This is a genomic window from Burkholderia sp. MSMB2157WGS (assembly GCF_001532755.1).
Taxonomy (GTDB): Bacteria; Pseudomonadota; Gammaproteobacteria; order Burkholderiales; family Burkholderiaceae; genus Burkholderia.
The window spans coordinates 226,372-252,445 of record NZ_LPJG01000030.1; the positions used below are offsets into that span (position 1 = coordinate 226,372).

Below are 26,074 nucleotides of genomic sequence, written 5' to 3' on the forward strand. Positions count from 1 at the left end.
TCAAGCCGCGCGCGGCGCGTGCACGCCCGCTTGCGCGGCGTCGACCATCTGCCGCATGTCGAAGCCCGACGGATGCTGATATACGCGCAGCCCGAATTCAGGCAGCACCGCGATCAGGTGGTCGAACAAGTCGGCCTGGATGGTTTCGTAGTCGACCCACGTCGTCGTATCGGTGAAGCAGTACAGTTCGAGCGGAATGCCCTCGGCGGTGAGCGGCAGTTGTCGCGCCATGTTCGTCATGTCGCGGCGAATGCGCGGATGGCCCTTCAGGTAGTTCGCGACGTACGCGCGGAACGTGCCGAGATTCGTCAACTGGCGGCGGTTCGCCGGGCAGTCGCCGGCCGCGCCGAGCGTGCCGTTCCATTGCTCGATCGCGTCGACCTTGTCCTCGAGATAGTCCTTCAGCAGCGTCAGGCGTTCGAGCCGTTCGATCTCGTCGTTCGTGAGAAAGCGCACGCTCGTCGCATCGACGAACAGCGCGCGCTTGATGCGGCGGCCGCCCGCTTCGGTCATCCCGCGCCAGTTCTGGTAGCTCTCGGTGATCAGCTTCCACGTCGGCACCGTGATGATCGTGTGATCGAAGTTCGCGACCTTGACGGTGTTCAGCGTGATGTCGATGACCGTGCCGTCCGCCCCGGCCGACGGCATCGTGATCCAGTCGCCGATCCGCAGCATGTCGTTCGACGACAGCTGCACGCCGGCGACGAGGCCGAGCAGCGTGTCCTTGAAGATCAGCATCAGCACCGCGGACATCGCGCCGATGCCGGACAGCAGCAGGCCGATCTGCTTGCCGGTCGCGTCGCCGATCACGACGAGCGCGGCCGTGATGAACATCACCAGCTTGACGAGCTGCATCGCGCCTTTCAGCGACAGGCGCGGCTGGTCGCGCTGCGAGGTGCGGTGCGTATGCTCGAGCGCGGACAGCGTCGCGCTGATGGTCATCGTCACGAGGAACACGATCAGCGCGAACAGCACCTTGTCGACGACCTGCGCGACCAGGCCGGGCATGCCGGGCACCGCGCCGAGCCCGAGCTTGATCACGACGAACGGGACGATGCGGTTCAGCCATTTGAATGCGCCGAATTCGAACAGCGCGTCGTCGACGCGCGTGGCGGACAGCCGCGCGAGACGCGCGACCACGCGAAACAGCAGGAAGTGGACGACAGCGGCGATCGCGCCGGCGGCGGCGAGCAGGACGACGATGCCGACGAGCGGCGTGAACCAGGATTCGTTCAGGGTCATAGGGGCGGACTGGGGCCTTCTTGTGCGTTGAATCGGCGCCGCGAGGCGGCGTGCACCCGGTGAAGGGTGCATGAAAGGGACCGTGATTGTGCCATCGGGTTCCGGATGCGTGCGGTGAGGGCCGGTCGATCGGCTCCCGAATCGGCTCACCTTTGTACAGGTGTCCTCTGTATCGAGGTGAAGGTGGATGGCGAATCCGCGTCACCGCAAGCCGGCGCTCGCGGCAGGGACGGCGCGGCTCGACGTGCTGCTCGGTTTTGCATTCGGCGTGGTTGCGATGGCGTCGTTGTCGCCGTGGTGTTTCGCCGGACTGCCGTTTCGCATGCATGTTGGGCACGGAGCGGCCGCGGCGTTGCCTGAATGCGAGGCTTGGCTCGTTGCGCGTGGCGTCGATCGGTGCCGATGTGGCCTGCCGTAGCGAGACCGCGCGCGCACGCGGCGCGGCCCGTCTTCAGCGCGAACCGGCCGGTGTGTGGCGGGATCGTCCGTCGCCGCCTGCGCCAGCCGAGCGCAACGGCAGCCGCAGCGTCGTCGCGAAGCTCGCCGCATGCAGCGCGCACAGCAGGCCGAACGCCCACGCGTACGCGACGGCCTGCGTGCCGCCCGCCGACGTCGATTCGGCCTGCAGACGCCACGCGAGAAACAGCGTGCATAGCGTCGTGAACGTCGGGCCGCCGAGCCGTTGCACGATGTTGAGCGACGTGGTCGCCATCGGCAGGTTGCGGCGCTCGACCGACGCATACGCGGCGGAGATCGACGGTGCGCCGATCGCGCTCTGGCCCATGCCGCGCAGAAACAGCGCCGGCACGAGCACGAGCGGATCGTAGCCGGTCAGCGCGAGGAACACGAACGGCAGCGTGGCGACGAGTGCGAGCAGGGCGCCGGCCGCGGCCAGCCGACGTACGCCGAACCGGCTCGTCAGCGCGCCCATCGACGGATAGGTGACGAGCATGCCGAGCCCGAGCGGCGCGAGCAGCCAGCCCATTTCGCCGGGCGATCGCCCGCACGCCTGGATCAGAAACACGGGAATCAGCATCTGGCCTGCATACAGCGCGCCGTTCGACAGGAACTGCGTGCCGGCGGCCGCGCCGAACACGCGCGAGCGAAACAGCGCGAGATCGATCAGTGCACGCTCGCCTTGGCGGCGCTCGAAGCGCAGGAACGCGCCGAGCAGCAGCGCCGAGCTCGCGACCGCCACGATGCCGGGCGTCGAGCCGATCCGCTCGACGCCGTACAGGAACAGCACGAGGGCCGGCGACAGCAACGCGAGGCCGATCCAGTCGAGTTCGCGCCGCGGCGCATCGTCCCGGTCGCCGGGCAGGAACCGCGCGGCCAGTGCGAGCGCGAGCGCGCCGACGGGCAGGTTCACCAGAAACAGCCAGCGCCACGACGTGTGCTGCAGGATCGCGCCGGCCACGACCGGGCCGAGGATCGGCGCGAGCAGCACCGGCACCGCCGCGTAGCCGATCACGCGCGCCATCTGCTGGCCGGCGACGCGCGCGATCATCATCTGCGCCATCGGCGCGAGCAAGCCGCCGCTGACGCCTTGCAACACGCGGAACGCGATCAGCGACGGCGCGGACCACGCGAGCCCGCACAGCGCCGACGTGAGCGTGAACGCCGAGAAGCACCACAGGTACAGCGCCTTCGCGCCGATGCGGTCGACGAGCCAGCCGTTCAGCGGCAGCACCAGCGTCAGCGCGAGCAGGTAGCCGCTCGTCACCCACTGGATCGTCGACAGGCTGGCATGCAGGTCGGTCGCGAGGCTCGACAGCGACACGTTGACGATCGTCGCATCGAGTTGCGACAGCAGCGAGCCGAGCGTCGCCACCGCGCTGACTTTCCAGATCGACGGATCGAGCCGGCTGGGCGCGTGGCCCGGCGCCGGCCGGATGCGCTCGTCGCTCACGCGCCGCGCCGGTCGAGCAACGCGACGATGTCGTGCGTCGTGCCTGTTTCGCCGAGGCGTGGGAACAGCCGCTCGACGCTGTTGACGTGCGCGTCCGCGTTGAGGTCGGTCATCGCGTCGACGGCGAGCGTCACGTTGTAGCCGAGTTCGTGCGCCTGCCGCGCGGTCGATTCGACGCCGATGCTCGTCGCGACGCCGGTCAGCACGATCTGCGTGACGCCGGCTGCCTTCAGATGCGCGTCGAGACCGGTGCCGGTGAAGGCGCCCCAGGTCTGCTTCGTCACGACGTGGTCGTTCGGCTGGCGGTTCAGCTCGGGCACGAGTTCGGTCCAGTCGGCGGGGAACTGCGCCGTGCGCGGCGGTTGCTCGGTGCGGCCCGGTGCGCCGCCCGCGACGTTGACCAGCACGACCGGCAGGCCTCGGCTGCGGAATGCGTCGAGCAGTTCGCGGGTGCGGGCGATCACCGGTGCGACCGGGTGCGCGGTGGGGAGGCCGACGATGCCTTTCTGCAGGTCGATGACGACCAGCGCCGTGTTCGTGTCGAGACGAGTTGCGCTCATGATGGGACTCCGGAGGAGAGGGCGAGGAAAACCGTGCGCGGATGCCGCGTGGCGCACGGGCCGGTTCATTGGTCGCCGATGCGGCGAATCAGCGGGATGGCCGCGGCAAGCGTGTCGATGTCTTGCGGATCGAGCTTCTCGATCGCGGCGGCGAGCCATTGGTGTTTCGCGGCGTTGCGCTTGCGTCGCGCGGCGAGGCCGGCGGCGGTGAGTTTGAACAGGATCTGGCGGCCGTCGGTCGGATGCGGTTCGCGCTCGACGAGCGCGTCTTCCTCGAGGCTCGCGAGGATCGCCTTCATCGACTGAGGCTTCATCGCCTCGGCGCGCGCGAGATCGGCGGTCGTCATCGGCCCGTGCCGTTCGAGCCGGGCGAGCGCGCTCGTCTGGGACATGCCGAGCCCTTCGGAATCGATCTCGGCGCGCAGCCGACGGATGAGCTGGCCGACCGCGAGGGTCAGGTCGGCGGCGACGGTTTCGGCGGAAACGCCGGGTTTGCGTGGCGGGTTCATGCGGCGAAGCATAGAACACGACAGTTAAACTTGCAAGTTTAACTGTTGAATTGATCGCCGGATGGCGACGCCTTCCGGCGCGACTATGTGACTACGTGCGTCGATGCGCGATCGGTACGACGTCGCTGTATCGCGGGGTCGCGTTTTCGTGCAGCAGATCGCCGAGGTACTGGGCGAGTTCGTGGGCGGCGAGCGTCGACGGGATCTGCAGATCGGCCGGGCGCCGCTTGCCATCGGCGCCGAGATCGAACACGGCCCAGCGGCCGTTCGTGCGCACGACGGCGAGCAGCCGACCGAACGCGTTGAAGCGGTATTCGTGCTGCATGACGTCGCTCCCGTAGCGTGAACGCGCCGGCTGCCCGGATGCGCTTACCGGATCGAGCAGGACAGCCAGCGATGGATCCGGATGGCGTCGCTCGATACGCCGGCACGCGTCGGTGCGCCGAGCAGCACGACCGTTTCGCGGCGGCCTTTCACGCGCATGCGCATCACGACGCCGTGCCCCGATTCGTTGATGAAGCCGGTTTTCTGCAGCCGGATCGGCAGGCGGCGGTAGCGCACGAGCGGGTCGGAGTTGACGTACACGAGTTCGCCGTTGCCGGGACGCACGGTGGTCGACAGATCGGTCGAGAAATAGCGGATCAGCGGATCCTGCGCGGCCGCGCCGACGAGCCGTGCGAGATCTTCCGCCGTCGACACGTTGTGCGGCGACAGGCCGGTCGGCTCGCGGAAGTGCGTGTGCCGCATGCCGAGCCGGCGCGCTTCGCGGTTCATCGCGTTGACGAACGCGGTGCGCCCGCCCGGATAGTCGCGGCTCAGCGCGGCGGCCGCGCGGTTCTCCGACGACATCAGCGCGATATGGAACATCTCGCGGCGCGACAGTTCCGAGCCGACCTGCAGGCGCGAACCGGTGAACTTGATCGTGTCGCGATCGCGCGCGGTCACGCGCAGCACGCCGTTCAGCGGACGATCGGCGTTGCGCGCGACGACGGCCGTCATCAGTTTCGAGATCGATGCGATCGGCCGTACGGTGCGTGCATTGCGAGCCAGCAGCGGGGTACCGGAATCGACGTCGAGCACGTAGGCCGCGCGCGAATGCAGCGACCGGACCGCGCGCGGCGTGTAGCCGCAACTGGCGAGCAGCTTCGGTTTCGCGGGCGGGCGCGGCCGCACGGCCGTCGTGCGTTTCGCGCGTCGCTGCTGCGGCGCGGGTGCCGCGTGGCGTTTGACCGCCTGATGCGTCACGCGCGGGCGGCGATGCTTGACGGCCTTTTTCTTGCGATGGGGCTTCTTCTTGACGGCCTTCGTGTGGGCATGCGGTTGGGCGTGTACGGTGCGATGCGGCTGCACGCGTTGCGCGGACGCATTCGTGGCGAATGCGAGCAGCAGGAACGACAGGGCGAGGATCAGGGTGGTCCGGGCGCGAGGCAGGCGCGCGATGAGGCCGGTCAAGCGAAAGTCTCCTTTTCACGCGCGATGCGGCTGCGCGGAATGCGTGGGCGGTCAGCGGGTGCGGGAAATTATACGGTCGATCGCGGGGCGATGACGATCGGATGACGCGCAATGACGCGTGATACGGGAGGGTTTCCGGCGTTTTCGCGCTGCCGGACAGCGGTGCGCATGGGATGAAAGGCGGGCGGGTGCGCGGCTCAGCGCGGCCAGTTCCGCCGCGACACGACCGCAAAACCGATCGCGATCGAACCCGTCGCCGCGCGTGGCGGCGCGTCGTCCAGCGCGTCGCCGAAGCGGAAGCGGCGGCTGCGCCCGGCCGTGCATTTGGCACGACGCTTCGGTGCGCGCGCATCGGCGGCGTCGGAGCATGCGGTCGTATCCGCGACATCGGATGAGGGCTCGGCCACGCAGGCGGCCGCTGGATCGAGGGACATGAACGTGAATTCCGGGAAGGGCATGTCCGTATTGAACGCCATTGCATTCGATCGGTAAAATGAATATTTCGATCGTTATGATTCCGTTGAAGAATGGAACTCAAACTGTTGCGCACGTTCCTGACGGTTACCGAGCTGTGCCATTTCAGCCGCGCGGCCGATGCGCTGCACATGAGCCAGCCGGCGCTCAGCAAGCAGATCGGCGCGCTCGAGGCGAGCCTCGGCGGCAAGCTGTTCGAGCGCGGCCGGCATGGCGCGGAACTGACGCCGTTCGGCGAACGCTTTCTGCCCGACGCGCAGGCGCTCGTGCGCGATGCCGACGAAATCCTGGCGCGTGCGCGGGAAGCGACGAGCGGGCAGCGCGGGCACTTGCGGCTCGGCATCTGCTTGTCCGTGCTCACGCTCGTGCCGAAGCTGATCGCCGAATTCCGTCGTTGCAATCCGGGTATCGCGGTGACGCTGAGCGATCTGTCGTCGTCCGAACAGACACGCCGGCTGCGCGCCGGCAAGCTCGACGCGGGTTTCCTGCGTGTGCCCGCCGACGAAGGCTTGTCGTCGTTCAAGGTGATCGACGAGGCGCTCGCGCTCGCGGCGCCGCCGCATCTCGGCTTCAAGCGCGTGCCGGCCAATCTCGACGTGCTCAACGAGATCGGCTTCATCGCGCTGCAGCGTGCGCGCGGCCCGGGGCTGGCCGCACAGATCGACCGGTGGTGCGTCGCGCGCCGCTTCGTGCCGCAGGTGATGCAGCAGGCGGAGGACGTACAGTCGGTGCTGACGTCGGTCGCGGCCGGCGTCGGCGTCGCGTTCATCCCGTCGAGCGCGCGGTACCTGCTGCGCGACGCGACGGTGCTGCCGCTCGACGGCCGGGACGCGAAGTGGCGCGTGGGGCTCGCGTGGCGGTCCGATCGCGACGATCCCGTCACCGCGCATTTCGTGTCGTTCATGCGCGCGGCGCTCAAGGGGGCGTGACGCGGCGTAGAGTGTCCACGATCGTTTTCTCCATGCATGCCGGCGCCGACGCCGGCCGACGAACCCGAACCGATGACTTCAGAAACCGACGCCTCCCCGCTCGATCCCGCACTCGTTGCCACGCTCGCGACGCTGCACGAAGCCGCGAACGATCCGGCCGGCAAGACGTGGTCGCTGCCGAAGATCGCGAAGCGTGCGCAGCTGCCGATGAGTACGCTGCGACGCGTGCTCACGCAGCTCGACGCCGCGGGCCTGAGCGCGACGACGCTGAACGAGGACGGTACCGGCAGCGCCGCACTGACCGACGAAGGGCGCGCGGTGTGCGCGCAGCTGTTCGGCGCGAACGACGCCGGATGAACGAAAAACGGGCCGCGGATGCGGCCGGTTCGTCACCGAACGACGGCAGGTCGGGGCGTTCGGGCCGCGCGGGTGGCGCGCGGGCCGGAACGTCGTCATCCGCGCGACATCAGAACCACTGCTTGTAGCGGCGCACGTAGATCGTCTTGACGATCTGCGCGAGCACGATGTAGCCGACCATCGTCGCGGCGAGCCACAGCCAGTAGGTGCCCGGCAGGTGCATGAAGCCGAGCGCTTGCGCGAACGGCGAGAACGGCAGCCAGCAGCCGATCGCGATCGCGGTGAAGGTCGACAGCAGCACCGGCAGCGACGCCGTGCTCTGCAGGAACGGGATCTTCTGCGTGCGCAGCAGGTGCACGACGAGCGTCTGCGACACGAGGCTCTCGATGAACCAGCCCGAATTCATCACGATCTGGCCGCTCGACCCGCCGTTCAGGTGATACAGCGCGCCCGCACCGAACACGGTCCACATCAGGATGTACGTCGTGATGTCGAATACCGACGACGTGGGCCCGACCCACAGCATGAAGCGGCCGATGTTGCCGGCTTCCCACTTGCGCGGCTTCTTCAGGAACTCGGGGTCCATCTTGTCCCACGGCAGCAGCATTTGCGACGTGTCGTAGATCAGGTTCAGCACGAGCAGCTGCGTCGCGAGCATCGGCTCCCACGGCAGAAACGCGCTGGCGACGAGCACCGAAAACACGTTGCCGAAGTTCGAGCTGGCGGTCATGTTCAGGTACTTCAGGATGTTGCCGAACGTCTCGCGGCCCTTGATCACGCCTTCCTCGAGCACCATCAGGCTCTTTTCGAGCAGGATGATGTCGGCGGTTTCCTTCGCGATGTCGGCGCCGCTGTCGACCGAGATGCCGACGTCGGCGTCGCGCAGCGCGGGCGCGTCGTTGATGCCGTCGCCGAGGAAGCCGACCGTGTGGCCGTTCGCCTGCAGCGCCTTGACGATGCGCGCCTTCTGCAGCGGCGTGAGCTTCGCGAACACGGTCGTGCGTTCGACGACCTGCGCGAGCGTGGCATCGTCGAGCGCTTCGATCTCCGTGCCGAGCATCGGCTTGCCGGGTTCGAGGCCGACCTGGCGGCACACCTTCATCGTGACGGTCGGGTTGTCGCCCGTCAGCACCTTCACCGCGACGCCGTTCTCGCGCAGCGCGGCGAGCGCCGGCGCGGCCGATTCCTTCGGCGGATCGAGGAAGGTCAGGAAGCCGCGCACGACGAGATCGCGTTCGTCGGCGGTGCGGTATTGCGCGCGTTCGTCGCCGCGCGGGATCGTGCGCGTGGCGAGCACGAGCACGCGGAAACCGTCCTCGTTGTACGCGGTGGCTTGTTCGAGCAACCGCTTGCGGGCCACGAAGTCGAGCGGGCGCACGCCGTCTTCGTCCTGCACGTGCGTGGAAACCGCCAGCATTTCCTCGACCGCACCCTTGCAGATCAGCAGGTGCGTGCCGTGCGTGTCCTCGACGACGACCGACAGGCGGCGCCGCACGAAGTCGAACGGCAGTTCGTCGATCTTCTTGTAGCCCTGCGGCTTCACGCGTTCGCCGATCTCGTCGGCGCGCGCGACGACCGCGATGTCGATCAGGTTCTTCTGGCCGCTCTGGTGGAAGCTGTTCAGCCAGCCGAGCCGCAGGATGTCCTCGTTCTTGTGGCCGGACAGATCGAGGTGGTGTTCGAGGATGATCTTGTCCTGCGTGAGCGTGCCGGTCTTGTCGGTGCACAGCACATCCATCGCGCCGAAGTTCTGCACCGAGTTCAGCCGCTTGACGACGACCTTGCGGCGCGCCATCGCGACCGCGCCGCGCGCGAGGTTCGCGCTGACGATCATCGGCAGCATCTCCGGCGTCAGGCCGACGGCCACCGCGAGGGCGAACGTGAGTGCGCTCAGCCAGTCGCCCTTGGTCAGGCCGTTGATCATGAACACGATCGGCACCATCACGAACATGAACTTGATCAGCAGCCAGCTGACGCTCGCGACGCCGCGGTCGAAGCTCGTCTCGACGCGCTTGTGGCTCACGACGTTGCGCGCGAGCGAGCCGAAGTACGTGTCTTCGCCGGTCGCGACGACGACGGCCGTCGCCGTGCCGCTGACGACGTTGGTGCCCATGAAGCAGACGTTCTCGATGTCGAGCAGCGACGCCGGTGCGTCGTTGGCCGCGGCGGGCGCATGCGTGCTCGCGGATTTGCCGGCCACCGCGCCGAGCGTGTCGTACTTCTCGACGGGCAGCGCCTCGCCGGTCAGCACGGCCTGGCTGATGAACAGATCGCGCGACGCGAGCAGGCGCACGTCGGCGGGGATCATGTCGCCGGCCGAGAGATGCACGATGTCGCCGACGACGACCTCGCGCATCGGCACCTCGCGGCGCGCCGGCTCCGCCGTGTCGGTCACCGCGCGCTGCACGGTCGCCGTCGTGCGGACCATCGCCTTGAGCTTCTCGGCCGCGCGCAGCGAGCGGAACTCCTGCACGAAGCGCAGCAGCGCGCTGATCGTGACCATCGTCAGCAGGATCGTCATGCCGACGTAATCGCGATCGTCGGGGGCCGCGAAGTAGACGTCGGTGCAGAAGCTGATGGCGGCCAGCACCAGCAGCACGTAGACGAACGGGTTGTGGAACGAGAGCAGCAGCTGGCGGCTCCAGTGCGGCGGCTTGTCGTGCGCGATTTCGTTCGGCCCGTAATGCTGCAGGCGGTCGGCGGCCTGGTCGTAGGTGAGGCCGCGCGTGCTGGTGTGCAGCGACTTCAGCGTGGCTTCGAGCGGGCGGGCCGCTTCCTGCGCGGCGCGCATGATGCGCGGGTCGTTCTGCTGGCCGGCGCCGGCCTTGATGAAGCCGCGCTGTTTCTTGTGCGAGGTGTCGTATCGTTTCGTCATGAATCGCTCCTTGCGCACGAGGCGGCGGGCGGGGAGCGACCGTGACGTTATCGACGCACGAGCGCTCCCCGCCGCGTCGCGTCAGGCGCGATCGGCTGTGGATCGGTAAGATCGGTAAAGGCGGGAACGCTCGCCGGCGCGCACGATGCGGACGGCGTGTCGATGCGCAGCGTCGCACCGGCGAGCGGTAATCGACTACTGTCGTCTGAGTTCATCTGCACTCCTGTCGGTTGCGGATAGTCGGCACGGGCGATCGGCAGCGGCGCGCGCAACGAGGCGCGCGGCCGGACGGCACGCGAACGGAGAGCGCACGCGGCCGATGCCGCGCGCAACACGAACGCACGCGCGCGACGGCGCGTCGCGTGCATTCGACAACATCGAAAATTCGGCGGGGGATCTGGCCGGTAATCAGGCCGGAAGGGCGCCGCATCCTGCTTCCCGGGATGCGGCAGAAGACGAGGCTCTGCGCGTTTTCCTCAGGCAGCAGTCAAGTTGGTCGGACACCAACTACAACTCGCATCGGTGTTCACAGAACACTCCATGTAATTAGACGGGAGCGATGGTAATGGCTCGTCGTGCGAAGCGTCAACCCTTTTGTCGGCCCTTTTTTCAGGCGTTTTTTCGGGATACTCGATCGTGCCGATGCACGTTCGCGGGCGTGCGCGACAGCCCGTCACGAAACGGCCGCGCGCGTGCCATGTCGGCATGCGCGCGGCCGCTTCGAACGAGGTGCGGGTTACCGGTTCGCGGTCGCGACGGCGGCCCCTGCATCGAGGATGCCCGAGCCTGCCGGCAGCGCCGTGCACGACGTGCCGGCCGCCAGCTTCGCCGCGCGCGTGCCGCCTTGCAGCTTCTGCAGGATCTGCGCGGGCGTGAGATTGCCGTTCACCGACAGCATCAGCGCGGCGGCCCCCGTCACCTGCGGTGTCGCGAGGCTGGTGCCGTTCGCGAGGCCATAGGTGTCGGCGCCCGGCGTCGTCGTGCCGGTGTTCGACGTCGACAGGATGTTGACGCCCGGTGCGCTCAGCGCGACATCGGCGCCGAAGTTGCTGAACGATGCGCGGCGGCCCGTCGCATCGGTCGCGCCGACGGTGATCACGCCGCGGCAGTTCGCGGGCTGGTCGAGCCCGGTCGACAGGCCGTCGTTGCCGGCCGCGACGACCACGGTCACGCCCTTCGCGGTCACGTCGTCGATCGCCTGCTGGAACGTCGTGCTGCATGCGCCGACCCCGCCGAGGCTCAGGTTGATGATCTTCGCGGGATTCGGATTGTTCGGCACGCCGTTGACGGGAATGCCGGCTGCCCAGCGCATGCCGTCGGCGATGTCGCTCGTCACGCCGCCGCACTTGCCGAGCACGCGCACCGGCAGGATCCGGCTGAGCCACGATACGCCGGCGATGCCGGTGGCGTTGTTGGCGGTCGCGCCGATCACGCCCATCACGCGCGTGCCGTGCCAACTGCTGTTGCTCGGCTGGCTCGCGCAGTGATAGTAGGGGCCGTTGGCGTCGTCCAGTTCCTGCTGCGTGACCCAGTCGCCCGGATCGGTTGCGTCCGGGCCGCGCGTCAAGCCGTTGTTGCTGGTGTTGACGTTGCTGATGAAACTGTAGCCTTGCTGTATCAGGTTGCCGACGAGGTCGCCGTGCGGCCGGTAGCCGGTGTCGAGCACGGCCGTGACGACGGTCGGCGAACCCTTGGTCACGTTCCACGCGGGCGGCATGTCGATGCCGGCGGTCGGGTCGGACAGGTACCACTGCTGGTTGTAGAGCGGATCGCTCGGCGTGTCGCGGATCTGCATCGGGTGATCCGGTTCCGCGTAGTCGACGTCGCTGTCGGCCGCGAACGCTTGCGCGAGCGCGGCGGCATCGGCGGCGGCCATGCGCTGGCCGAGCGACAGCACGGCCGCGCCGTTCGAGATCGTCCGCTCGACCTGCACGTTCACCGGCGTTTGCGGGACCGTGCTCGCGTACGCGCGTGCGCTGCCGGTCACCGGTGCCGTCCAGCGCGTCATCGCGCGCTGGATCACCGCGTCGAGTCGCGAGCCGTTGTCGACGGCCGCCATCGCACGCGTGGCCGTCAGCGTCTTCAGCTTGACGATCAGGTGATCGACCGGCGGCTCGACCGGTGTGGCCTGCGCGGCCATCTGCACGGCGGCCTGCTGCGACGTGCACGCATTGCTGCCGGACGACGCGGGCGGGGTGGTCGGGGCGGGCGCGGGAGCGGGCGTCGGTGCCGGGGCCGGTGCAGGCGCCGCGTTGGAAGAAGACGGGTTGCTGCCGTCGCCGCCGCCACCGCCGCAGCCGGCGAGGGGCAGCAGGGCGGCGGCAGACAGCATGCCGGCGAGCATGCGCGCATGTGCGGGGCGCGCCAGCGCGAAATGGAAACGTTTGGCTCTCATGTTGAAACTCGATCCTCGTAGATAACCGTCGTGCCGGCGGTGGCGCCGGTCCGGGCGAGCCGGACCTTGTCGTTTTTGTCTGACGGTTGCAGCGGGTTGCTGCGACGCGCCATGCACTGGGTAACGGCGTGCGCGGCGGCTTCTTGAGTGCGTTTCGCGAGAAAAACGACGGGCGCCGCAAACGATTACGTTGCTGCGTTGCAGCGCGAACACACGTTTGGAACGGCCGGCGGGGATGGCGCGGCCGCGCGCGCCCGGGTCGGTCGGGCGAGACGAGCGGCGCCGGGCGGTTTGCGCGGCACGGAAAACCTCGTTGAGGATCGGGCCGCGGCGGAAGGGTGTTTTACGGTTCCCCTGATGTGACGCGAATATTGTCGGGCGTAGGATCGCGATTCGCTCAACGTTTCGTCAGGAGACACGCATGGATCGCCGTTTCCGTTGGCTCGCCGTCGCGCTGGCCTGTGCGCTGGCCGGCACCGCGCACGCGCAGGCCCTTACCGGTACGCTGAAGAAGATCAAGGACACGGGTGTCGTGTCGCTGGGCATTCGCGAGTCGTCGGTGCCGTTTTCGTATTCGGACAACCAGCAGAAGAACATCGGCTACTCGCGCGACATCGCGTCGCGCATCATCGATCAGTTGAAGACGGACCTGAACCTGCCGAACCTCGCGGTGAAGGAAATCCCGATCACGTCGCAAAACCGGATTCCGCTGCTGCAGAACGGGACGATCGACTTCGAATGCGGCTCGACGACGAACACGCTCGAACGCCAAAAGCAGGCCGCGTTCTCGAACAGCATCTTTTTGTACGGCATCCGTTTCAGCACGCGCAAGGATTCGGGCGTGAAGGATTTTGCGGACCTGGCCGGCAAGACGGTCGCGACGACGGCCGGCACGTCGGACGAGCGCCTGTTGCGCAAGCTCAACGAAGAGAAGGCGATGAACATGACGATCATCAGCGCGAAGGATCACGCCGAAGCGTTCATGAACGTCACGACCGGGCGCGCGGTGGCGTTCGTGATGGACGAGCCGCTGCTGTACGGCGAGATCGCGAAGGACCGCAACCCGGGTGCGTACACGGTCACCGGCACGCCGCTCGTTCACGAAAACTACGCGTGCATGATGCGCAGGGACGATCCGGCATTCAAGCGCGTCGTCGACGGCGTGATCGCGAAGATGCAGACCTCGGGCGCGGCCGAGAAGCTGTACGACCAGTGGTTCACGCAACCGATTCCGCCGAAGGGCGTGAGCCTCAACTATCCGCTGTCGGCGGAGATGAAGCAGCTGTTCAAGAATCCGACGGACCAGGCGCAGTACTGATTCGGCCGTCGCAATGAAAAACCGCCGGCGCATGCCGGCGGTTCGAGCGTGCCGCGCCGGGTGGCGCGAAGCGTGTCAGGCCTTGATTTCCGGGCCGCGTGCGGCGGGTGCGACAGGTGCGGCCGGCGTTGCCGGGGCTGCCGAACGCGCCGGCGGCTGTGCCGGCACGAGGACGACGACCGGTTCCGGCATCGTCCAAAGCGGCATCGCGAAGCCGACCGTTTGCGGCATCGGCATCGGCATCGGCATCGCGAACGCGTTGGCGAGCGCGATGTGCTGGAGCGCCATCATTTGCTGCTGCATCGCGACCATCTGCGCCTGGGCCGCCTGCATCCGGTACTGCGCGACCTGCATCTGCCGCAGCGCGGCCGCCGGCGGCATGCCGCCCGACGACGACGTCTGCATCTCGAAGCTCGCGCCGCCTTGCGGGCTGCGCCAGCTCCACGTACTGACCTTCATCGGGCCGACGGCCGTCTGGACGACGCGCGTTTCGGCTTTTACGGGCACGGCCTGCCCGTCGACGTTGACGAACATCGGTTGGGCGGCGGCCGCCGCGCCGGCCTGCCCGGCCAGGGCGAACATGGGCGCCAGCGCCAGCGCGCCCGCCGCCATATACGAACGGAATCGCATCTTCGTATCTCCATCAAACGAGACTGATCGAATCAACAATGACGTGCGGCTCACGGAGTGAGCCATCCGAGACAATGCGGCCGGCGGCTTAAATCAACATTAAAATCGCGGCCGGCCGGACCGATCGGCGCACTGCGGGACGAGCCGCAGCCGGCATTCAACCGCGCCCGCGCCAGGGGAATCCTGTCGTGCGGTGCAACAACAGGCACAATACGGAATTCGTCGCGACCGCACGCGTGTTCGTCACTCGAACATCGACGATGCGGCACGGCTGCCTGTCCTCCTTCCCAGTCGTCATGAACGCCACGTCCACTCCCGCGCGCGAGTCGAATTCGCCGCGCTTCCTGCTGTTTCTGATCTGTCTGTTCGCGTCCGCGGGGCAGCTCGCCATCGACATCTACGTGCCCGCGTTGCCGGACATGGCCCGTTCGTTCGCAACGACCCCGCAAGCGATCCAGTCCAGCGTGTCCGGCTACATGGCGGCCTACGCGCTGGGCCAGCTGATCTTCGGGCCGATCGCCGACGCCTACGGCCGCAAGCGCGTGCTCGCGTTCGGGCTCGTGATCTACACGATCGGCTGCCTGCTGTCGCTCGGCGCGCCGAACCTCGAGACGTTCGTGCTGGCGCGCTGCCTGCAGGGCTTCGGGATCGCGACCACCAACCTGCTGGCGAAGGCGATCATCACCGATTCGTTCTCCGGCCAGGCGTTGATGCACGCGTTCACGTACATGTCGATCGCGTGGGGGCTCGCGCCGATCATCGCGCCGGTGATCGGCGCGCACCTGCAGGAATGGTTCGGCTGGCGCGCGTGCCTCGTGTTCCTGCTGGTCTACTCGCTGGCGATGTGGGCGCTGCTGTGGCGTTACCGCGAGACCTTGCCGAAGCCGGTGCATCTCGAGCCGCGCACGCTGATGGCGAACACGGGCAAGGTGCTGGCGAGCCCGGTGTTCCAGAGCTGTTTCCTCGCACAGGGGCTGTGCTACAGCATCCTGCTGGTGTTCAACATCGTCGGGCCGTTCATGGTGCAGACCACGCTGCACAAGCCGCCGACCTTCTTCGGTTATCTCGCGCTCGGCATCGGCCTCATGTATTTCCTTGGCGGCCTGTCGAACCGGATTCACGGGCGCGGGCTGCCGAGCGCCGAGCAACGGCTGCGTATCGGTGCGCGCGTGATGGCGGGCGCGTCGGTCGCGATGCTCGTGCTGGCGCTGACCGTCGGCCTGCGCGTGTGGACGCTCGCGACGCCGGTGCTCGTGATGGGCTTCTGCGCGGGCGCGATGTATCCGACGCTGATGGCCAAGGGCAATTCGTTGTTTCCGCATATCGCCGGCCTGACGAGCGCGATTCTCGGCTGTGCGCTGCTGCTCGTGTCGTCCGCGATGATGGGCCTGGCCGGCTTCGTGTCGATTCACGTGCTGACGCCGCTGGCGGTGTTCTTCGTCGCGCTGTCGTTCGTCGTGGTGTGGATGGTGACGAAGCTGCTGAGGTATCTGTCGCAGCAGCAGGCGGCGCCGGTGGTGTGCGCAAGCGAGGGGGCGGCGTAAGCGCCGGCCGGCGAACGACTCATGAACCGGATCCTGCTGAATCGCGTCGCCCGTTCCGACGCCGCCGATCTGATCGCCGCCAACCGTGCGAGCCGGCGTCATCATCTGCCGTGGGTCGATTCGTTCGTCGACCAGGCCGGGTTCGATCAATGGTTCGCCCGCTGCCTGACCGGGCCGAACGTCGGATTCGTCGCGCGCGAACGGGCGTCGGCCACGGTGGTCGGCGTGGTGAACCTCAACGAGATCGTCGGCGGTGTGTTTCAGAGCGCTTATCTTGGGTACTACGGCATGGCGGAGGCCAGCCGCAAGGGGCTGATGACGGAAGCGTTGCGCGCGACGATCGGCGTCGCGTTCGGCGAACTCGGACTGCACCGTCTCGAAGCGAACATCCAGCCCGGCAATCATGCATCGATCGCGCTGGTGCGACGGCTCAGGTTCAGGCAAGAGGGGTTTTCGCCGCGCTATCTGCGCATCGGCGGCGAATGGCGCGACCACGAGCGCTGGGCACTGCTGGCGGACGACGCGCGCGAAGCCGGCGCCTGACGGCCGATTTCCGTCACATCACGTCGCGTCGCATCCCGCGTCGCTTACAGCGGATGCGCGGCCCCGGCCTGCTGCAACAGCGACACGGCAACCGGATCCGGCAGCCCGTTCGGGTCGATCGCCCCCGCCTTGGCCAGCGCGACGAGATCGCTGTCGACGCCCGGTTGCCCGACCACGAACGAAGTAGTCAGGAACGCCGGCGCGGCGAACGTCACCGCATAGCGCTGCTGCAGGTTCGTCACCACGGCCGATTGCGCGGCCTGGACGGTGTCCGGGCTGTTCATCGCCCGCTGGTAGCGCAGGGTGCCCTGGAAATTGCCGATCAGCCCGGCCGTGTTCGTCCCGAGTTGCGCCGCGAGATAAACGAGCATCAGCTCGGTCTCGGGCGTCGTATTGAAGGTGCCGCCCGCGTAGGCGAGCGAATGCAGGCTCGCGCCGCCCGACGCCACGGCGATCACGCATGGCAGCGCCGCGTTGAGCGTCACACGGTAGTTGCCGCCGCCGTCCGTCAGCGTCGTGGCCGAGCCCGCCGCGCAATCGACCGTTACTTGCGCGCTCGCGAGCGCGTCGCCCGTCGCGGCCGTGCCCGACAGCGAGACGGTTTGCGTGTTGTCGTTGAAGCACACGTCGACGCCGAAGCAGGCATCGCCGTTGCAGGCCTGGAGCGCGGCGAGCGTTGCAACGCACAACGCGCCCAGCACGGGGCGGGTGAAGCGCATAGGGCGAATGTTCATGGTCGCGGGCAATCCGAGAGAATGAGGCAACCGGTGCGCGTGGGGAATGGCGGCGCTGTTGTCATTCTATGTCCTGATCCGGGGAAAGCGAACACGGCCGGCCGGTAACGCCGGCTCGCCGGCTCAGGGCTTGCGCGCGGCCGGCTTCGCGAACGCGCCGCGCACCTCGAAGCCGATCGCATCCGCGACGTTGCCGCGCGCATCGACGAGTTCCAGCCGGTGCCGGCCCGGCCACGGCAGCCATGCGACGCGGTCGGCATGCCCGATCACCTTGTCGTCGAGCCGCCACGCGAATTTCGTCGCGCGCCCGGCCGAGCGTTCGAACCAGATCCGCTGGTTCTTCGGCGGAATGTCCGGGTCGATCGCGAAGATCGTGCCGTCGGTCGGCGCGCCGATCGTCAGCGGCGCACGCGCGCCGTCCTTGCCCGGCGCGACGGGCGCCGCGAGCCGGATCGTGTCCACCGCCGTGCCCGCGACGAACCACTCGTTGCGAGCCGGCTCGATGTCGCGCTCGAACGCGATGCGGCGCGTCTCGACGCCGGCCGGCGCGCGCGGCGCACGGCTCGGCAGGTCGCGGTGCAGATAGCCGACGACGGCCGACCACACGGGCGACGCGCCCGTGACGCCCGACACGTCCCACATCGGCGAGCCGTCCGCATTGCCGACCCACACGCCGACCGTATAGCGCGACGTGAAACCGACGGTCCAGTTGTCGCGCATGTCCTTGCTCGTGCCGGTCTTGACCGCCGAGAAAAAGCGCGTCGCGAGCGGGTTGTCGAAGCCGAAGGTGCGCACGCGCGCGTTGTTGTCGGACAGGATGTCGGTGACGACGAAGCTGGCGGCTTCGCTGAACACGCGCGTGCCGGCGTCCGCCCGCGCGGGCGCCGATGTACCGGAGGTCGACGTCGGCGCCGTGGCCGGCAGGTCGACGACCTTGCGCGCGACACCGCCGTTCGCGAGCGCGCGGTATGCATTGGTCAGCGACAGCAGCGTGACGTCCGCGCTGCCGAGCGCGAGGCTGAAGCCGTAGTAATCGCCTTCCTGCGCGAGCGGCAGGCCGAGCGCGGTCAGCGTGCGCGCGAAGCGGTGCGGCGTGACGAGCACCAGCGTGCGCACGGCCGGTACGTTCAACGAGCCGCCGAGTGCGCTGCGCACGCTCACCCAGCCCTTGAAATCCTTGTCGTAGTTCTGCGGAATGTACAGGCCGCCGCCGGCGGCGAGGTTGATCGGCGCATCGTCGAGCAGCGACGCGGCCGTCAGCCGTTTCTCGTCGATCGCCTGCGCATAGAGGAACGGCTTGAGCGTCGAGCCGGCCTGGCGCGGCGCGAGCACGGCATCGACATCGCGCGCGCTCGACAGCGCCCCGGATGAGCCGACCCACGCGCGGATCTCGCCGGTCGCGTTGTCGATCACGACCACCGCGCCGTCCTGCACGTTGCGCCGGTGCGCGGGCGCATTGAGTTCGGTCAGCGCGCGCATCAGCGTGTCGCGCGCGAAGCGCTGCAGCGGCGCGTCGAGTGTCGTGCGGACCTGCGCGCCGGCTGCGGGTTTGACCTCCGCCGCGATGCGTCGCGCGAAGTGCGGGGCGAGGGCGGCGCCGTCCGCCGCGACGTCGTTGCGCACGGCGTTGGCCGGGCGCGCGGTGACGAGCTGCACGTAACCGTCGAGCGACGCGCACGCCTGCCCGGCATGCATGTCGCGCAGGATCCGGCACGCGCGCTCGGCGACTTTCGCGGGCGCCGCGTTGGGCGCGCGCACCAGTGCCGCGGCGATCGCGGCTTCGCGCGCGTCGAGGCCGGAAGGCGCCTTGCCGAACAGCACCTGCGACAGCGCGCCGAGCCCGATCGTCTCGCCGCGGAACGGCACCAGGTTCAGATAGGCCTCGAGGATCTGGTCCTTGCGCCAGCTGCGCTCGAGCCACAGTGCGTTCACGGCCTGCGTGGCTTTCTGCGGCAGCGAGCGCTGGCCCGAGCGGCGCGGCGAATCGCCGAGCAAGCCCGCGAGCTGCATCGTGACGGTCGATGCGCCGCGCGTGCGCTCGTTCCACAGGTTGCCCCACGCGGCCCCGGCAATGCCGCGCCAGTCGACGCCGCTGTGTTCGTAGAAGCGCTTGTCCTCGGACACGACGATCGCCTCGCGGAACGCGGGCGACACGTCGGCGAGCGACACCCATTCGCCGCGCCGTTCGGCGAGGTCGACGCGCGTGCGCTGCAGCGGCGTGCCGTCGCGGGCGAGCAGCACCCAGTCGGAACTGCGCCAGTTGCGGCGCACGTCGTCGTAGCCGGGCAGCGCATGCGCGACGAGCGGCGCGGCCAGCACGACGGCGACGAATATGCGGCCGGCGAAGCGCGCCGGCCGCCGCAAAGCCGGATCCATCATCGCGATCTCGTCACTTGCCCGCGTCGGCCGGCTTCACGGTCATCGGCGGGTTCGGCCACAGGCCGTACACGGACGGTGCATACAGGGCCTCGACGCGCGTCGGCGGCAGTCCGAACGTGCCGACGTTGTTCAGCCGCACCGTGTATTCGACCGAGAATTTGCCCTTCGGCAAATAGTCGTAGTACGCGCGGTAGCCGTCGAAGTCGCGCTCGACGAACGTCGGCCACGCGCCGTCCGGCGTTTTCTCGCCCTGCGTCGCGGCTTCGGAATCGCGGCCGAGGCCCGACCCGAGGATCGTCGCACCGGCCGGGATCGGATCGTTGACGACGACCCACGTCATGTCGCTCTGCGCATCGATGTCGAGATGCACGCGCACGACGTCGCCGCGCGTCAGCACGCCGTTGACGGCGGGCGACACGGGCGTGACGGTCTTCGCGATCCGGTAGCCGGCGGCGAACGGCGAGCGCAGCGGCACGGCCGCGAGGCTTTCGACGGTCGCCCACGGGCGGCCGGTGCCGTCCTGCGTGACCGACAGCGTGGCCGGCCCCTGCGACGCACGCGGCCACGGCAGCAGCACGCTGCGTGCGGCGGCCGCGCGGGTCGCGGGCGTGGCCGATGCGGGCGTGTCGGCGGGCGCGGCCGATGCCGCCTGCGACCACGAGATCGAGCGCGCGTCGCCGCCGAGCGCAATCTTCGTCGCGCCGGCGACCGGCGTGCTCTCGTAGGTTCGCGAGAAGCGCTCGACCGCGAGCAGGCCGAGCGCGTTCGACGTCGTCGTCTGCCATGCGCCCTGGCGTTGCAGCGCGAGCAGCCCGGCCGTCACGCGCGGCATCTCGTCCTTCCACGCCGGGTCGCCCGCGAATTCCAGCGCGAGACGCGCGGCGTTGGTCTCGTTGCTGGTCATCAGCCACCACAGGTCGTCGTCGCGCGCGGTCGAGAACACGAGCTGCGTGCCTTGATACGTGAGGCGCGCCCGCAGGATCTGCTCGACCTGCGCGCGTTTCTCGTCGCGTTGCGGGATGTCCTTCACGCGCGTCAGGATCGCGTGATAGTCGATCACCGCAGACGTCGGCCACTGGTTCGGCGCGATCTCGATCGAACCGAGCATGCGGCCCTGCGCGGCGCCGTAGCGCGACAGCGCCTCGATCGCGGCGAGCTTGCGCAGGTCGCGATCCTGGCGCGGCGCCCACGCGTTGCGCTCGAGGCGGCCGTCGACGAAGCGCGCGAGCCCGGCTTCGAGCTGCGTGCGCAGGTCTTCCGGCAGCGCGAAGCGCGGATCGAGACGGCTGGCTTCGTCGGACACCACGAGCAGGTACGACGACAGCGTCGGGCTGCCGTGATGCGAATCGTCCGACGACGGCGGGAAGTAGCTGGCCAGGCCGTCGCCGTCGAGGTAGACGGGCAGGCGCGCGATCAGCGCCTGCCATTGCGCAGGGTCGCGCAGCCCGATCGCACGCGACGTCTGCTGCTCGAGGCAGCGGTACGGATAGCGCTCGAACCAGCGCCGCACGCCGGGCAGGCCGTCGGCGAGCTTCGACTGCAGCGACACGGCGATGCCGCCGCGCGGTGCGCCCTGTGCGTTGCTCACCGCGCCGGCCGGGGCCGACACGGGCACCGTCAGCGTGCCGTCGACCTGCGCGAGCGTCGCCTGCTGCACCGTTACCGGCAGCGCGGGCACGACCTTCTGCGCGACGGCCAGCGCGTCGGACGCGCGCTTGCCGCCTTGTTCGGCCGCCTCGATGCGCCAGTTCAGCGCACCGGCCGCATCGAGCGCCTGCTCGGGCACGGTGATCGTCCACGCGACGTCGGTCGCCGCATTCGCCGCCAGTGACACGGTTTGCGGGGCGACGTCGAGGCCCGTCACGCGCGGCGTCACGACGACCTGCATCGCGCGGTCGGTCGTGTTGCGCAGCGTGACCTGCGCGCGGAACGCGTCGCCTTCGCGCACGAGCGGCGGCAGGCCGGAGATCAGTTGCAGATCCTGCGTGCTGCGGATCGACGTGCTGCCCGTGCCGAACCGGTCGGGGCCGACCGCCGCGATCGCGACGATCCGGAAGCGCGTGAGCGCATCGTTCAGCGGCACCTCGACGGTCGCGCTGCCGTTCGCGTCGAGCGTCACGCGCGGGTTCCACAGCAGCAGGGTATCGAACAGCTCGCGGGTCGGCGCGCTGCCGCCGCCGCCGCCGGCCGGCACGGCCTTGCGGCCGAAGTGGCGGCGGCCGACGATTTCCATCTGCGCGGTGGCCGTCTCGACGCCGTACGCACGCCGGCGCAGCATCGCGTCGAGCAGGTTCCAGCTGTCGTTCGGCATGAGTTCGAGCAGCGCTTCGTCGACGGCCGCGATCGCGATCTGCGTGCCGGCCGGTGCCGGCTGGCCGTTCGGCAGCGTGACCTTCACGTGCGCCTGCGCCTTGCTGCGGACCGTGTAGCGCGTCGCGTCGGTCGTCACGGTCACGCCGAGGCGGTGAACGCCGGTGCCGACCTTGATCTCGCCGAGGCCGTAGCGGAACGCGGGCTTCGACAGGTCGACGAACGCGGTCGGCGCCTCGTAGTGGCGGCCTTCGCGCCAGAACGCGCGCGCCCATTCGACGGGCGCCTTCCAGCCCCACGTGAAGAACGAGTACCACGGCACCTCGCGAATCCGGCCGCGCAGCGCGAGCACCGACACGTAGACGTTCGGCCCCCACGATTCGCCGACCTTCAGGTCGACGGTCGGATTCTTGCCGTTCAGCTCGACGATGTGCGTTTCCATCACGCCGCCGCGCTCGACCGCGACGAGCGCGGTCGCGTAGCGGAACGGCATGCGCACCTGGAAGCGGGCCGTTTCGCCCGGTTCGTACGCGGTCTTCTCGGGGATCACGTCGATCCGGTCGGTGTTGTCGCCGCCGAACCAGAGCTCGTCCTCGCGCGTGACCCATACCGACGTCGATGCATTCGACGTGCGGCCGTCGCCGTCCTTCGCGACCGCGATCAGCTGCACGTTGCCGGCCTGCTCGAGCGTCGCGTCGCAGGCCATGCGGCCCTTGTCGTCGGTCTTGCCCGAGCACAGCACGCCGAGGTCGCGCGTGTCGCTCTTGTTGTCGTACGCATAGAACCCGCCGACCATCCGCTTGCGCGACGACGTCGTGATGCGCGCGACGCCCTTGATCTCGATCGGCACCGACGCACGCGGCTTGCCCTGCAGGTCGACCGCCAGTGCCTGCACCGGCACGCGCTGGCCGACCGATACCCAGCGGCCGGCCTTGATGCCGGCCGCCACCGCGGCCGGCCACAGGATCGTGTCGCCGCGAATCGTCTGCACTTCGCCGTTCGGATCCGCGAAGGTCGCCTCCAGCGCGATGCGCTTCGGCGCGTCGACGTCGGGCAGGCCCTTGAGCGTGACCGCGCCCGCGCCGTTGCGGTCGAGCGTGAGCGGCAACTTGTCGGCGATCAGCTTCGTCGCGTCGGGATCGTTGTTCGACGACGCGTGGTCGTCGTCCTGCGAATCGTCGTCGGCATTGCCGTCGCTCGTGTCGGGGCGATACGGCGTGAAGCTGAAATCCTCGAAACGGTCCGCGAACGGCGGCGACGCCCATTTCATCAGCGCCGACACCTGCACGGGCAGGTTCGATGCGCCGCCGCCCGACACGTAGTCGATCTGCACCGCGAGCGGCGCTTCCTTCACGGCGACGAGCGGGCTCTTCTGCGCGTCGCGCGCGCCGATCGAGCCTTTCAGCACCGGCAGGCGGAACGCCTCGACGCGGAAGCTGCCGCTGTAATAGGTGGCGGTCGGCGCGTCTTCCGGGCCGCCTTCGAGTTCGACGCTGTACTCGCCGAGCTTCGCGGCGGCCGGCAGCGTGAACTGCGAGTCCGCGCTGTGGTCGGCCGCCCACGTGAGCGGCAGCTTGTACGTCTGGCCCGTGCCGAGATGGCGGATCGTCATGCGCGTCGGGTATTGCGACGGGAACGCGAGGCTCTGCAGCGTCTCGGTGCGGATGAAATGCTTCATCGACACGGTTTCGCCGGCGCGCAGCAGCGTGCGGTCGAACACCGTATGCGCGCGCACGGTCGGTGCGCTGTCGGTGTCGGTCGGCACGTTGAAGCGCCACGATTCGATCCCGCGGTTCCAGCCCGAGCTGACGAACGCCATGTCGGGGCCCGTCTTCGGATCGTCGACGCGCGCCGACACGAAATAGTCGTCGAAGCGCTGCTCCGACGAGCTGCACGCGCGCTTCGGCTCGAACGGCCCGTCGATCTTCAGCAGGCCCTGCGCGTCGGTCTTGCCGGCCGCGATTTCGTCGCCGTTGCAGTCCGACACGCGGATCTGCGCATTCGGCACCGGCTTGCCCTTGTCGAGCGTCGTGACCCACACGAGGTTGTTCTCGCGGCCCTGTTTCAGGTGCACGCCGAGGTTCGTGACGAGCACGGTGGTGCGCACGTACATGCTCGACGGCTTCGCGAGCAGCGAGCGGCCGAGCGCGGGCGACGCGAGTTCGAGCACGTAGAAGCCGGGCTTCTCGATCGGCACGCCGACCACTTCGAACGGGCGCAGCGTCTTCGGGTCGGCCTTCGGCAGCGTCAGCACCTGCGCGCCGGACTCGCCCGTCAGCAGCGACAGCGAGCGCACGTCGATGCGGCGGTCTCGCGGCGCGGGCTGTTTCTCGCCGGCCGCGAGCGGCACGTAGACGGGGTGTTGGCCCTTGCGTGCCAGCAGGCCGGGCAGCTGATCGTCGATCGAGCCGGCCGTCATCGACCAGTTGTCGAAGCGATCGACGGTGCGCATCCATTGGCGAATCGCGGTGTCGTTCTCGACCTTCAGGTTCGCGAATTGCGCGCCGCCCGCATTGAGGCCGGCGATATGCAGGTCGGCCTCGACGTTGCGCAGCGTGACGGGCACCAGCGCGGGCGTGCCGGGTTCGGCAAAGCGCTCGACGATCCCGAACGTGCCCGACGAGAATTTCGCGAGCGGCGGCATCGGCGCGGTGCGCGTCGCGAGCGGGAACAGGTCGGCGTTGGACAGCGGCCGGTCGGTCACGTCGCGCAGGCCCGACGGCAGCTCGACGGTCAGCGCGGCCTGCGCGGGCAGCGGCGGGTTGAACGTGACGGTCGTCACTTCCTCGCTGTGGTCGTCGGCCGCGAAGGTCGGCGACAGCGAGCCGTCGGGGCCGCGCAGCTTGATCGCGTCGGCCTGCTTGCGCGAGATCGGCGCGTTGAACGACAGCGTGAGCGGGCGCAGCGGTGTGCAGGGCGCCTTCGCGTTCTCGCGTTCGCACGAGAAGCTCGCGGCGAACGGTGCGCGCACGGTGAAATCGAAACGCCGTTCGGTTTCGTTCGCGATGCCGCTCGGGCTCGCGACGCCCTTGCCGTACACCAGCTGCACCTTCGCGCTCGCCGGCAGCGCCTGCGAGCACGACAGCGTCAGCACGCGCGCCGCCTCCTTCTTCAACCCGAAATGATCGAGCAGGGCGTTGCGCGTATCGTCGGCGGCCGCCGTGACGGGAATGCGGTTGCCGATGCCGGCCGCTTCGCACCAGATGTTCGCGAGCGCCGAGCGCGGCTCGGCTGGGCCGTTCAGCGTCATCACGAAGACCTGCCGCTCCTCGATCTCGCGGGAGCCGGGGCGCACCGACACCGGAAACGGGCCGCCCGTCTGGAACGTGAAGCGACGCGGGCCGCTGACCGCATTGCCCGCGACCGAGCGCAGCGTGTCGTTGAGCGCGACCGAGCAGCGTACGCCGGGCGGCAGGTCGCTTTCGAAATCGTAAACCCAGGTCTTGTCGTCGAGCCAGTGGCCCTGGCCGCGTGCGGCCGCCGAATCGTTGCAGCTCACGCGCGCCGGATTCGGCGCGGACGCCGAGCCGAAGGCGACCATCGGTTCGTCGAACTTGACGACGCTCTGCCGGACTTCGGTGACGGTGCCTTGCGGCGACACGCTCACCGTGCGCGCCGCGCCCGCATGCAGCGACAGGGCCGCGGCGCCGCCGAGCGCCGCGACGGCGCCGATGCGCCAGAGCAGCCGGGTCGGGTGGTTGGTTCGATGCTTTTGTTTGTTGTGCTTGTCGCGCTGCTTCATCGCTCGATTGCCCTCGGGGGAAGCTTTCTGTTTGATTGCACGGGATTCTAACCGACCGTCATGCGTGCGCAGCGCGGCGTGCAGTGTGTCGTCGGCGTGCGACACGGCGGTGCGTGCCGCAGATTTGTCGCGTCGACGACACAAAAATGCAGCGAAATGTCGATTGTCACGG

General features: G+C 68.8%; 19 protein-coding genes. 5 read left to right on the forward strand and 14 right to left on the reverse strand.

Features of this window, described 5'->3' with window-relative positions; all coding sequences use genetic code 11:
* The 7 genes from WT53_RS19595 to WT53_RS19630 form a co-directional block, all read right to left on the reverse strand.
* Entirely contained in the window at nt 1–1,242 is a 1,242-nt protein-coding gene (locus WT53_RS19595; protein WP_034204677.1) for a mechanosensitive ion channel family protein, read from the reverse strand.
* 451 nt (nt 1,243–1,693) lie between these two features.
* Nucleotides 1,694–3,151, reverse strand: a complete 1,458-nt coding sequence (locus WT53_RS19605; protein WP_060261133.1) for a DHA2 family efflux MFS transporter permease subunit — start codon at nt 3,149–3,151, stop codon at nt 1,694–1,696.
* A complete protein-coding gene (locus tag WT53_RS19610; RefSeq protein WP_059822230.1) occupies nt 3,148–3,711 on the reverse strand; it encodes an isochorismatase family cysteine hydrolase in 564 nt (187 codons plus the stop codon). The genes WT53_RS19605 and WT53_RS19610 overlap by 4 nt, the downstream gene beginning before the upstream one ends.
* A gap of 65 nt (nt 3,712–3,776) precedes the next feature.
* Nucleotides 3,777–4,232 carry a MarR family winged helix-turn-helix transcriptional regulator gene (locus WT53_RS19615; protein ID WP_034204681.1) on the reverse strand — a complete coding sequence of 152 codons (456 nt, stop codon included), beginning with the start codon at nt 4,230–4,232 and terminating at the stop codon, nt 3,777–3,779.
* A 79-nt stretch (nt 4,233–4,311) separates the two neighbouring features.
* Complete coding sequence (locus WT53_RS19620) at nt 4,312–4,545, reverse strand: hypothetical protein (RefSeq protein ID WP_034204682.1); 234 nt, start codon at nt 4,543–4,545, stop codon at nt 4,312–4,314.
* Nucleotides 4,546–4,589: 44 nt separating this feature from the next.
* Nucleotides 4,590–5,672, reverse strand: coding sequence for a serine hydrolase (locus WT53_RS19625; RefSeq protein ID WP_060261137.1), 1,083 nt, complete (start codon nt 5,670–5,672; stop codon nt 4,590–4,592).
* Between the two features lie 197 nt (nt 5,673–5,869).
* Nucleotides 5,870–6,148: a hypothetical protein gene (locus tag WT53_RS19630; RefSeq protein WP_060261142.1), complete on the reverse strand. Its 279-nt coding sequence runs from the start codon at nt 6,146–6,148 to the stop codon at nt 5,870–5,872.
* Nucleotides 6,149–6,199: 51 nt separating this feature from the next.
* On the opposite strand from WT53_RS19630, the gene WT53_RS19635 reads away from it, so the two are divergent.
* Both WT53_RS19635 and WT53_RS19640 read left to right on the forward strand, forming a co-directional pair.
* A complete protein-coding gene (locus WT53_RS19635; RefSeq protein WP_059822239.1) occupies nt 6,200–7,075 on the forward strand; it encodes a LysR family transcriptional regulator in 876 nt (291 codons plus the stop codon).
* Between the two features lie 72 nt (nt 7,076–7,147).
* Nucleotides 7,148–7,432, forward strand: a complete 285-nt coding sequence (locus tag WT53_RS19640; RefSeq protein WP_082727524.1) for a transcriptional regulator — start codon at nt 7,148–7,150, stop codon at nt 7,430–7,432.
* A gap of 109 nt (nt 7,433–7,541) precedes the next feature.
* On the opposite strand, the gene mgtA is transcribed toward WT53_RS19640, so the two are convergent.
* From mgtA to WT53_RS19655, 3 genes are all read right to left on the reverse strand, one after another.
* Nucleotides 7,542–10,307, reverse strand: coding sequence for a magnesium-translocating P-type ATPase (gene mgtA, locus WT53_RS19645; RefSeq protein WP_060262080.1), 2,766 nt, complete (start codon nt 10,305–10,307; stop codon nt 7,542–7,544).
* Between the two features lie 47 nt (nt 10,308–10,354).
* Entirely contained in the window at nt 10,355–10,522 is a 168-nt protein-coding gene (locus WT53_RS33880; RefSeq protein WP_179949033.1) for a hypothetical protein, read from the reverse strand.
* Nucleotides 10,523–11,043: 521 nt separating this feature from the next.
* Nucleotides 11,044–12,702: a S8 family peptidase gene (locus WT53_RS19655; RefSeq protein WP_060261149.1), complete on the reverse strand. Its 1,659-nt coding sequence runs from the start codon at nt 12,700–12,702 to the stop codon at nt 11,044–11,046.
* 421 nt (nt 12,703–13,123) lie between these two features.
* Here WT53_RS19655 and WT53_RS19660 point away from each other — a divergent pair, with 421 nt between their 5' ends.
* Nucleotides 13,124–14,020, forward strand: a complete 897-nt coding sequence (locus WT53_RS19660; RefSeq protein WP_052100108.1) for a glutamate/aspartate ABC transporter substrate-binding protein — start codon at nt 13,124–13,126, stop codon at nt 14,018–14,020.
* A 75-nt stretch (nt 14,021–14,095) separates the two neighbouring features.
* Here the strand turns inward: WT53_RS19660 and WT53_RS19665 are convergent, their stop codons facing one another.
* Nucleotides 14,096–14,650, reverse strand: coding sequence for a hypothetical protein (locus WT53_RS19665; RefSeq protein WP_034204687.1), 555 nt, complete (start codon nt 14,648–14,650; stop codon nt 14,096–14,098).
* 296 nt (nt 14,651–14,946) lie between these two features.
* On the opposite strand from WT53_RS19665, the gene WT53_RS19670 reads away from it, so the two are divergent.
* A complete protein-coding gene (locus WT53_RS19670) occupies nt 14,947–16,194 on the forward strand; it encodes a multidrug effflux MFS transporter (RefSeq protein ID WP_034204688.1) in 1,248 nt (415 codons plus the stop codon).
* Between the two features lie 21 nt (nt 16,195–16,215).
* Nucleotides 16,216–16,737, forward strand: a complete 522-nt coding sequence (locus tag WT53_RS19675; RefSeq protein WP_034204689.1) for a GNAT family N-acetyltransferase — start codon at nt 16,216–16,218, stop codon at nt 16,735–16,737.
* 44 nt (nt 16,738–16,781) lie between these two features.
* Here the strand turns inward: WT53_RS19675 and WT53_RS19680 are convergent, their stop codons facing one another.
* From WT53_RS19680 to WT53_RS19690, 3 genes are all read right to left on the reverse strand, one after another.
* Nucleotides 16,782–17,471 carry a hypothetical protein gene (locus WT53_RS19680; RefSeq protein ID WP_034204690.1) on the reverse strand — a complete coding sequence of 230 codons (690 nt, stop codon included), beginning with the start codon at nt 17,469–17,471 and terminating at the stop codon, nt 16,782–16,784.
* Between the two features lie 123 nt (nt 17,472–17,594).
* Complete coding sequence (gene pbpC, locus WT53_RS19685; RefSeq protein ID WP_060261152.1) at nt 17,595–19,850, reverse strand: penicillin-binding protein 1C; 2,256 nt, start codon at nt 19,848–19,850, stop codon at nt 17,595–17,597.
* Nucleotides 19,851–19,860: 10 nt separating this feature from the next.
* Entirely contained in the window at nt 19,861–25,902 is a 6,042-nt protein-coding gene (locus tag WT53_RS19690) for an alpha-2-macroglobulin (RefSeq protein WP_034204692.1), read from the reverse strand.
* Nucleotides 25,903–26,074 lie beyond the last annotated feature (172 nt).

Bases quoted from the DNA above. Each gene is read 5' to 3' on its own strand.
- WT53_RS19595 (WP_034204677.1), bottom strand. From the start codon at position 1,242: ATGACCCTGAACGAATCCTGGTTCACGCCGCTCGTCGGCATCGTCGTC.
- WT53_RS19610 (WP_059822230.1), bottom strand. From the start codon at position 3,711: ATGAGCGCAACTCGTCTCGACACGAACACGGCGCTGGTCGTCATCGAC.
- WT53_RS19615 (WP_034204681.1), bottom strand. From the start codon at position 4,232: ATGCTTCGCCGCATGAACCCGCCACGCAAACCCGGCGTTTCCGCCGAA.
- WT53_RS19620 (WP_034204682.1), bottom strand. From the start codon at position 4,545: ATGCAGCACGAATACCGCTTCAACGCGTTCGGTCGGCTGCTCGCCGTC.
- WT53_RS19630 (WP_060261142.1), bottom strand. From the start codon at position 6,148: ATGGCGTTCAATACGGACATGCCCTTCCCGGAATTCACGTTCATGTCC.
- WT53_RS19635 (WP_059822239.1), top strand. From the start codon at position 6,200: ATGGAACTCAAACTGTTGCGCACGTTCCTGACGGTTACCGAGCTGTGC.
- WT53_RS19640 (WP_082727524.1), top strand. From the start codon at position 7,148: ATGACTTCAGAAACCGACGCCTCCCCGCTCGATCCCGCACTCGTTGCC.
- mgtA (WP_060262080.1), bottom strand. From the start codon at position 10,307: ATGACGAAACGATACGACACCTCGCACAAGAAACAGCGCGGCTTCATC.
- WT53_RS33880 (WP_179949033.1), bottom strand. From the start codon at position 10,522: ATGAACTCAGACGACAGTAGTCGATTACCGCTCGCCGGTGCGACGCTG.
- WT53_RS19655 (WP_060261149.1), bottom strand. From the start codon at position 12,702: ATGAGAGCCAAACGTTTCCATTTCGCGCTGGCGCGCCCCGCACATGCG.
- WT53_RS19660 (WP_052100108.1), top strand. From the start codon at position 13,124: ATGGATCGCCGTTTCCGTTGGCTCGCCGTCGCGCTGGCCTGTGCGCTG.
- WT53_RS19665 (WP_034204687.1), bottom strand. From the start codon at position 14,650: ATGCGATTCCGTTCGTATATGGCGGCGGGCGCGCTGGCGCTGGCGCCC.
- WT53_RS19670 (WP_034204688.1), top strand. From the start codon at position 14,947: ATGAACGCCACGTCCACTCCCGCGCGCGAGTCGAATTCGCCGCGCTTC.
- WT53_RS19675 (WP_034204689.1), top strand. From the start codon at position 16,216: ATGAACCGGATCCTGCTGAATCGCGTCGCCCGTTCCGACGCCGCCGAT.
- WT53_RS19680 (WP_034204690.1), bottom strand. From the start codon at position 17,471: ATGAACATTCGCCCTATGCGCTTCACCCGCCCCGTGCTGGGCGCGTTG.
- pbpC (WP_060261152.1), bottom strand. From the start codon at position 19,850: ATGATGGATCCGGCTTTGCGGCGGCCGGCGCGCTTCGCCGGCCGCATA.
- WT53_RS19690 (WP_034204692.1), bottom strand. From the start codon at position 25,902: ATGAAGCAGCGCGACAAGCACAACAAACAAAAGCATCGAACCAACCAC.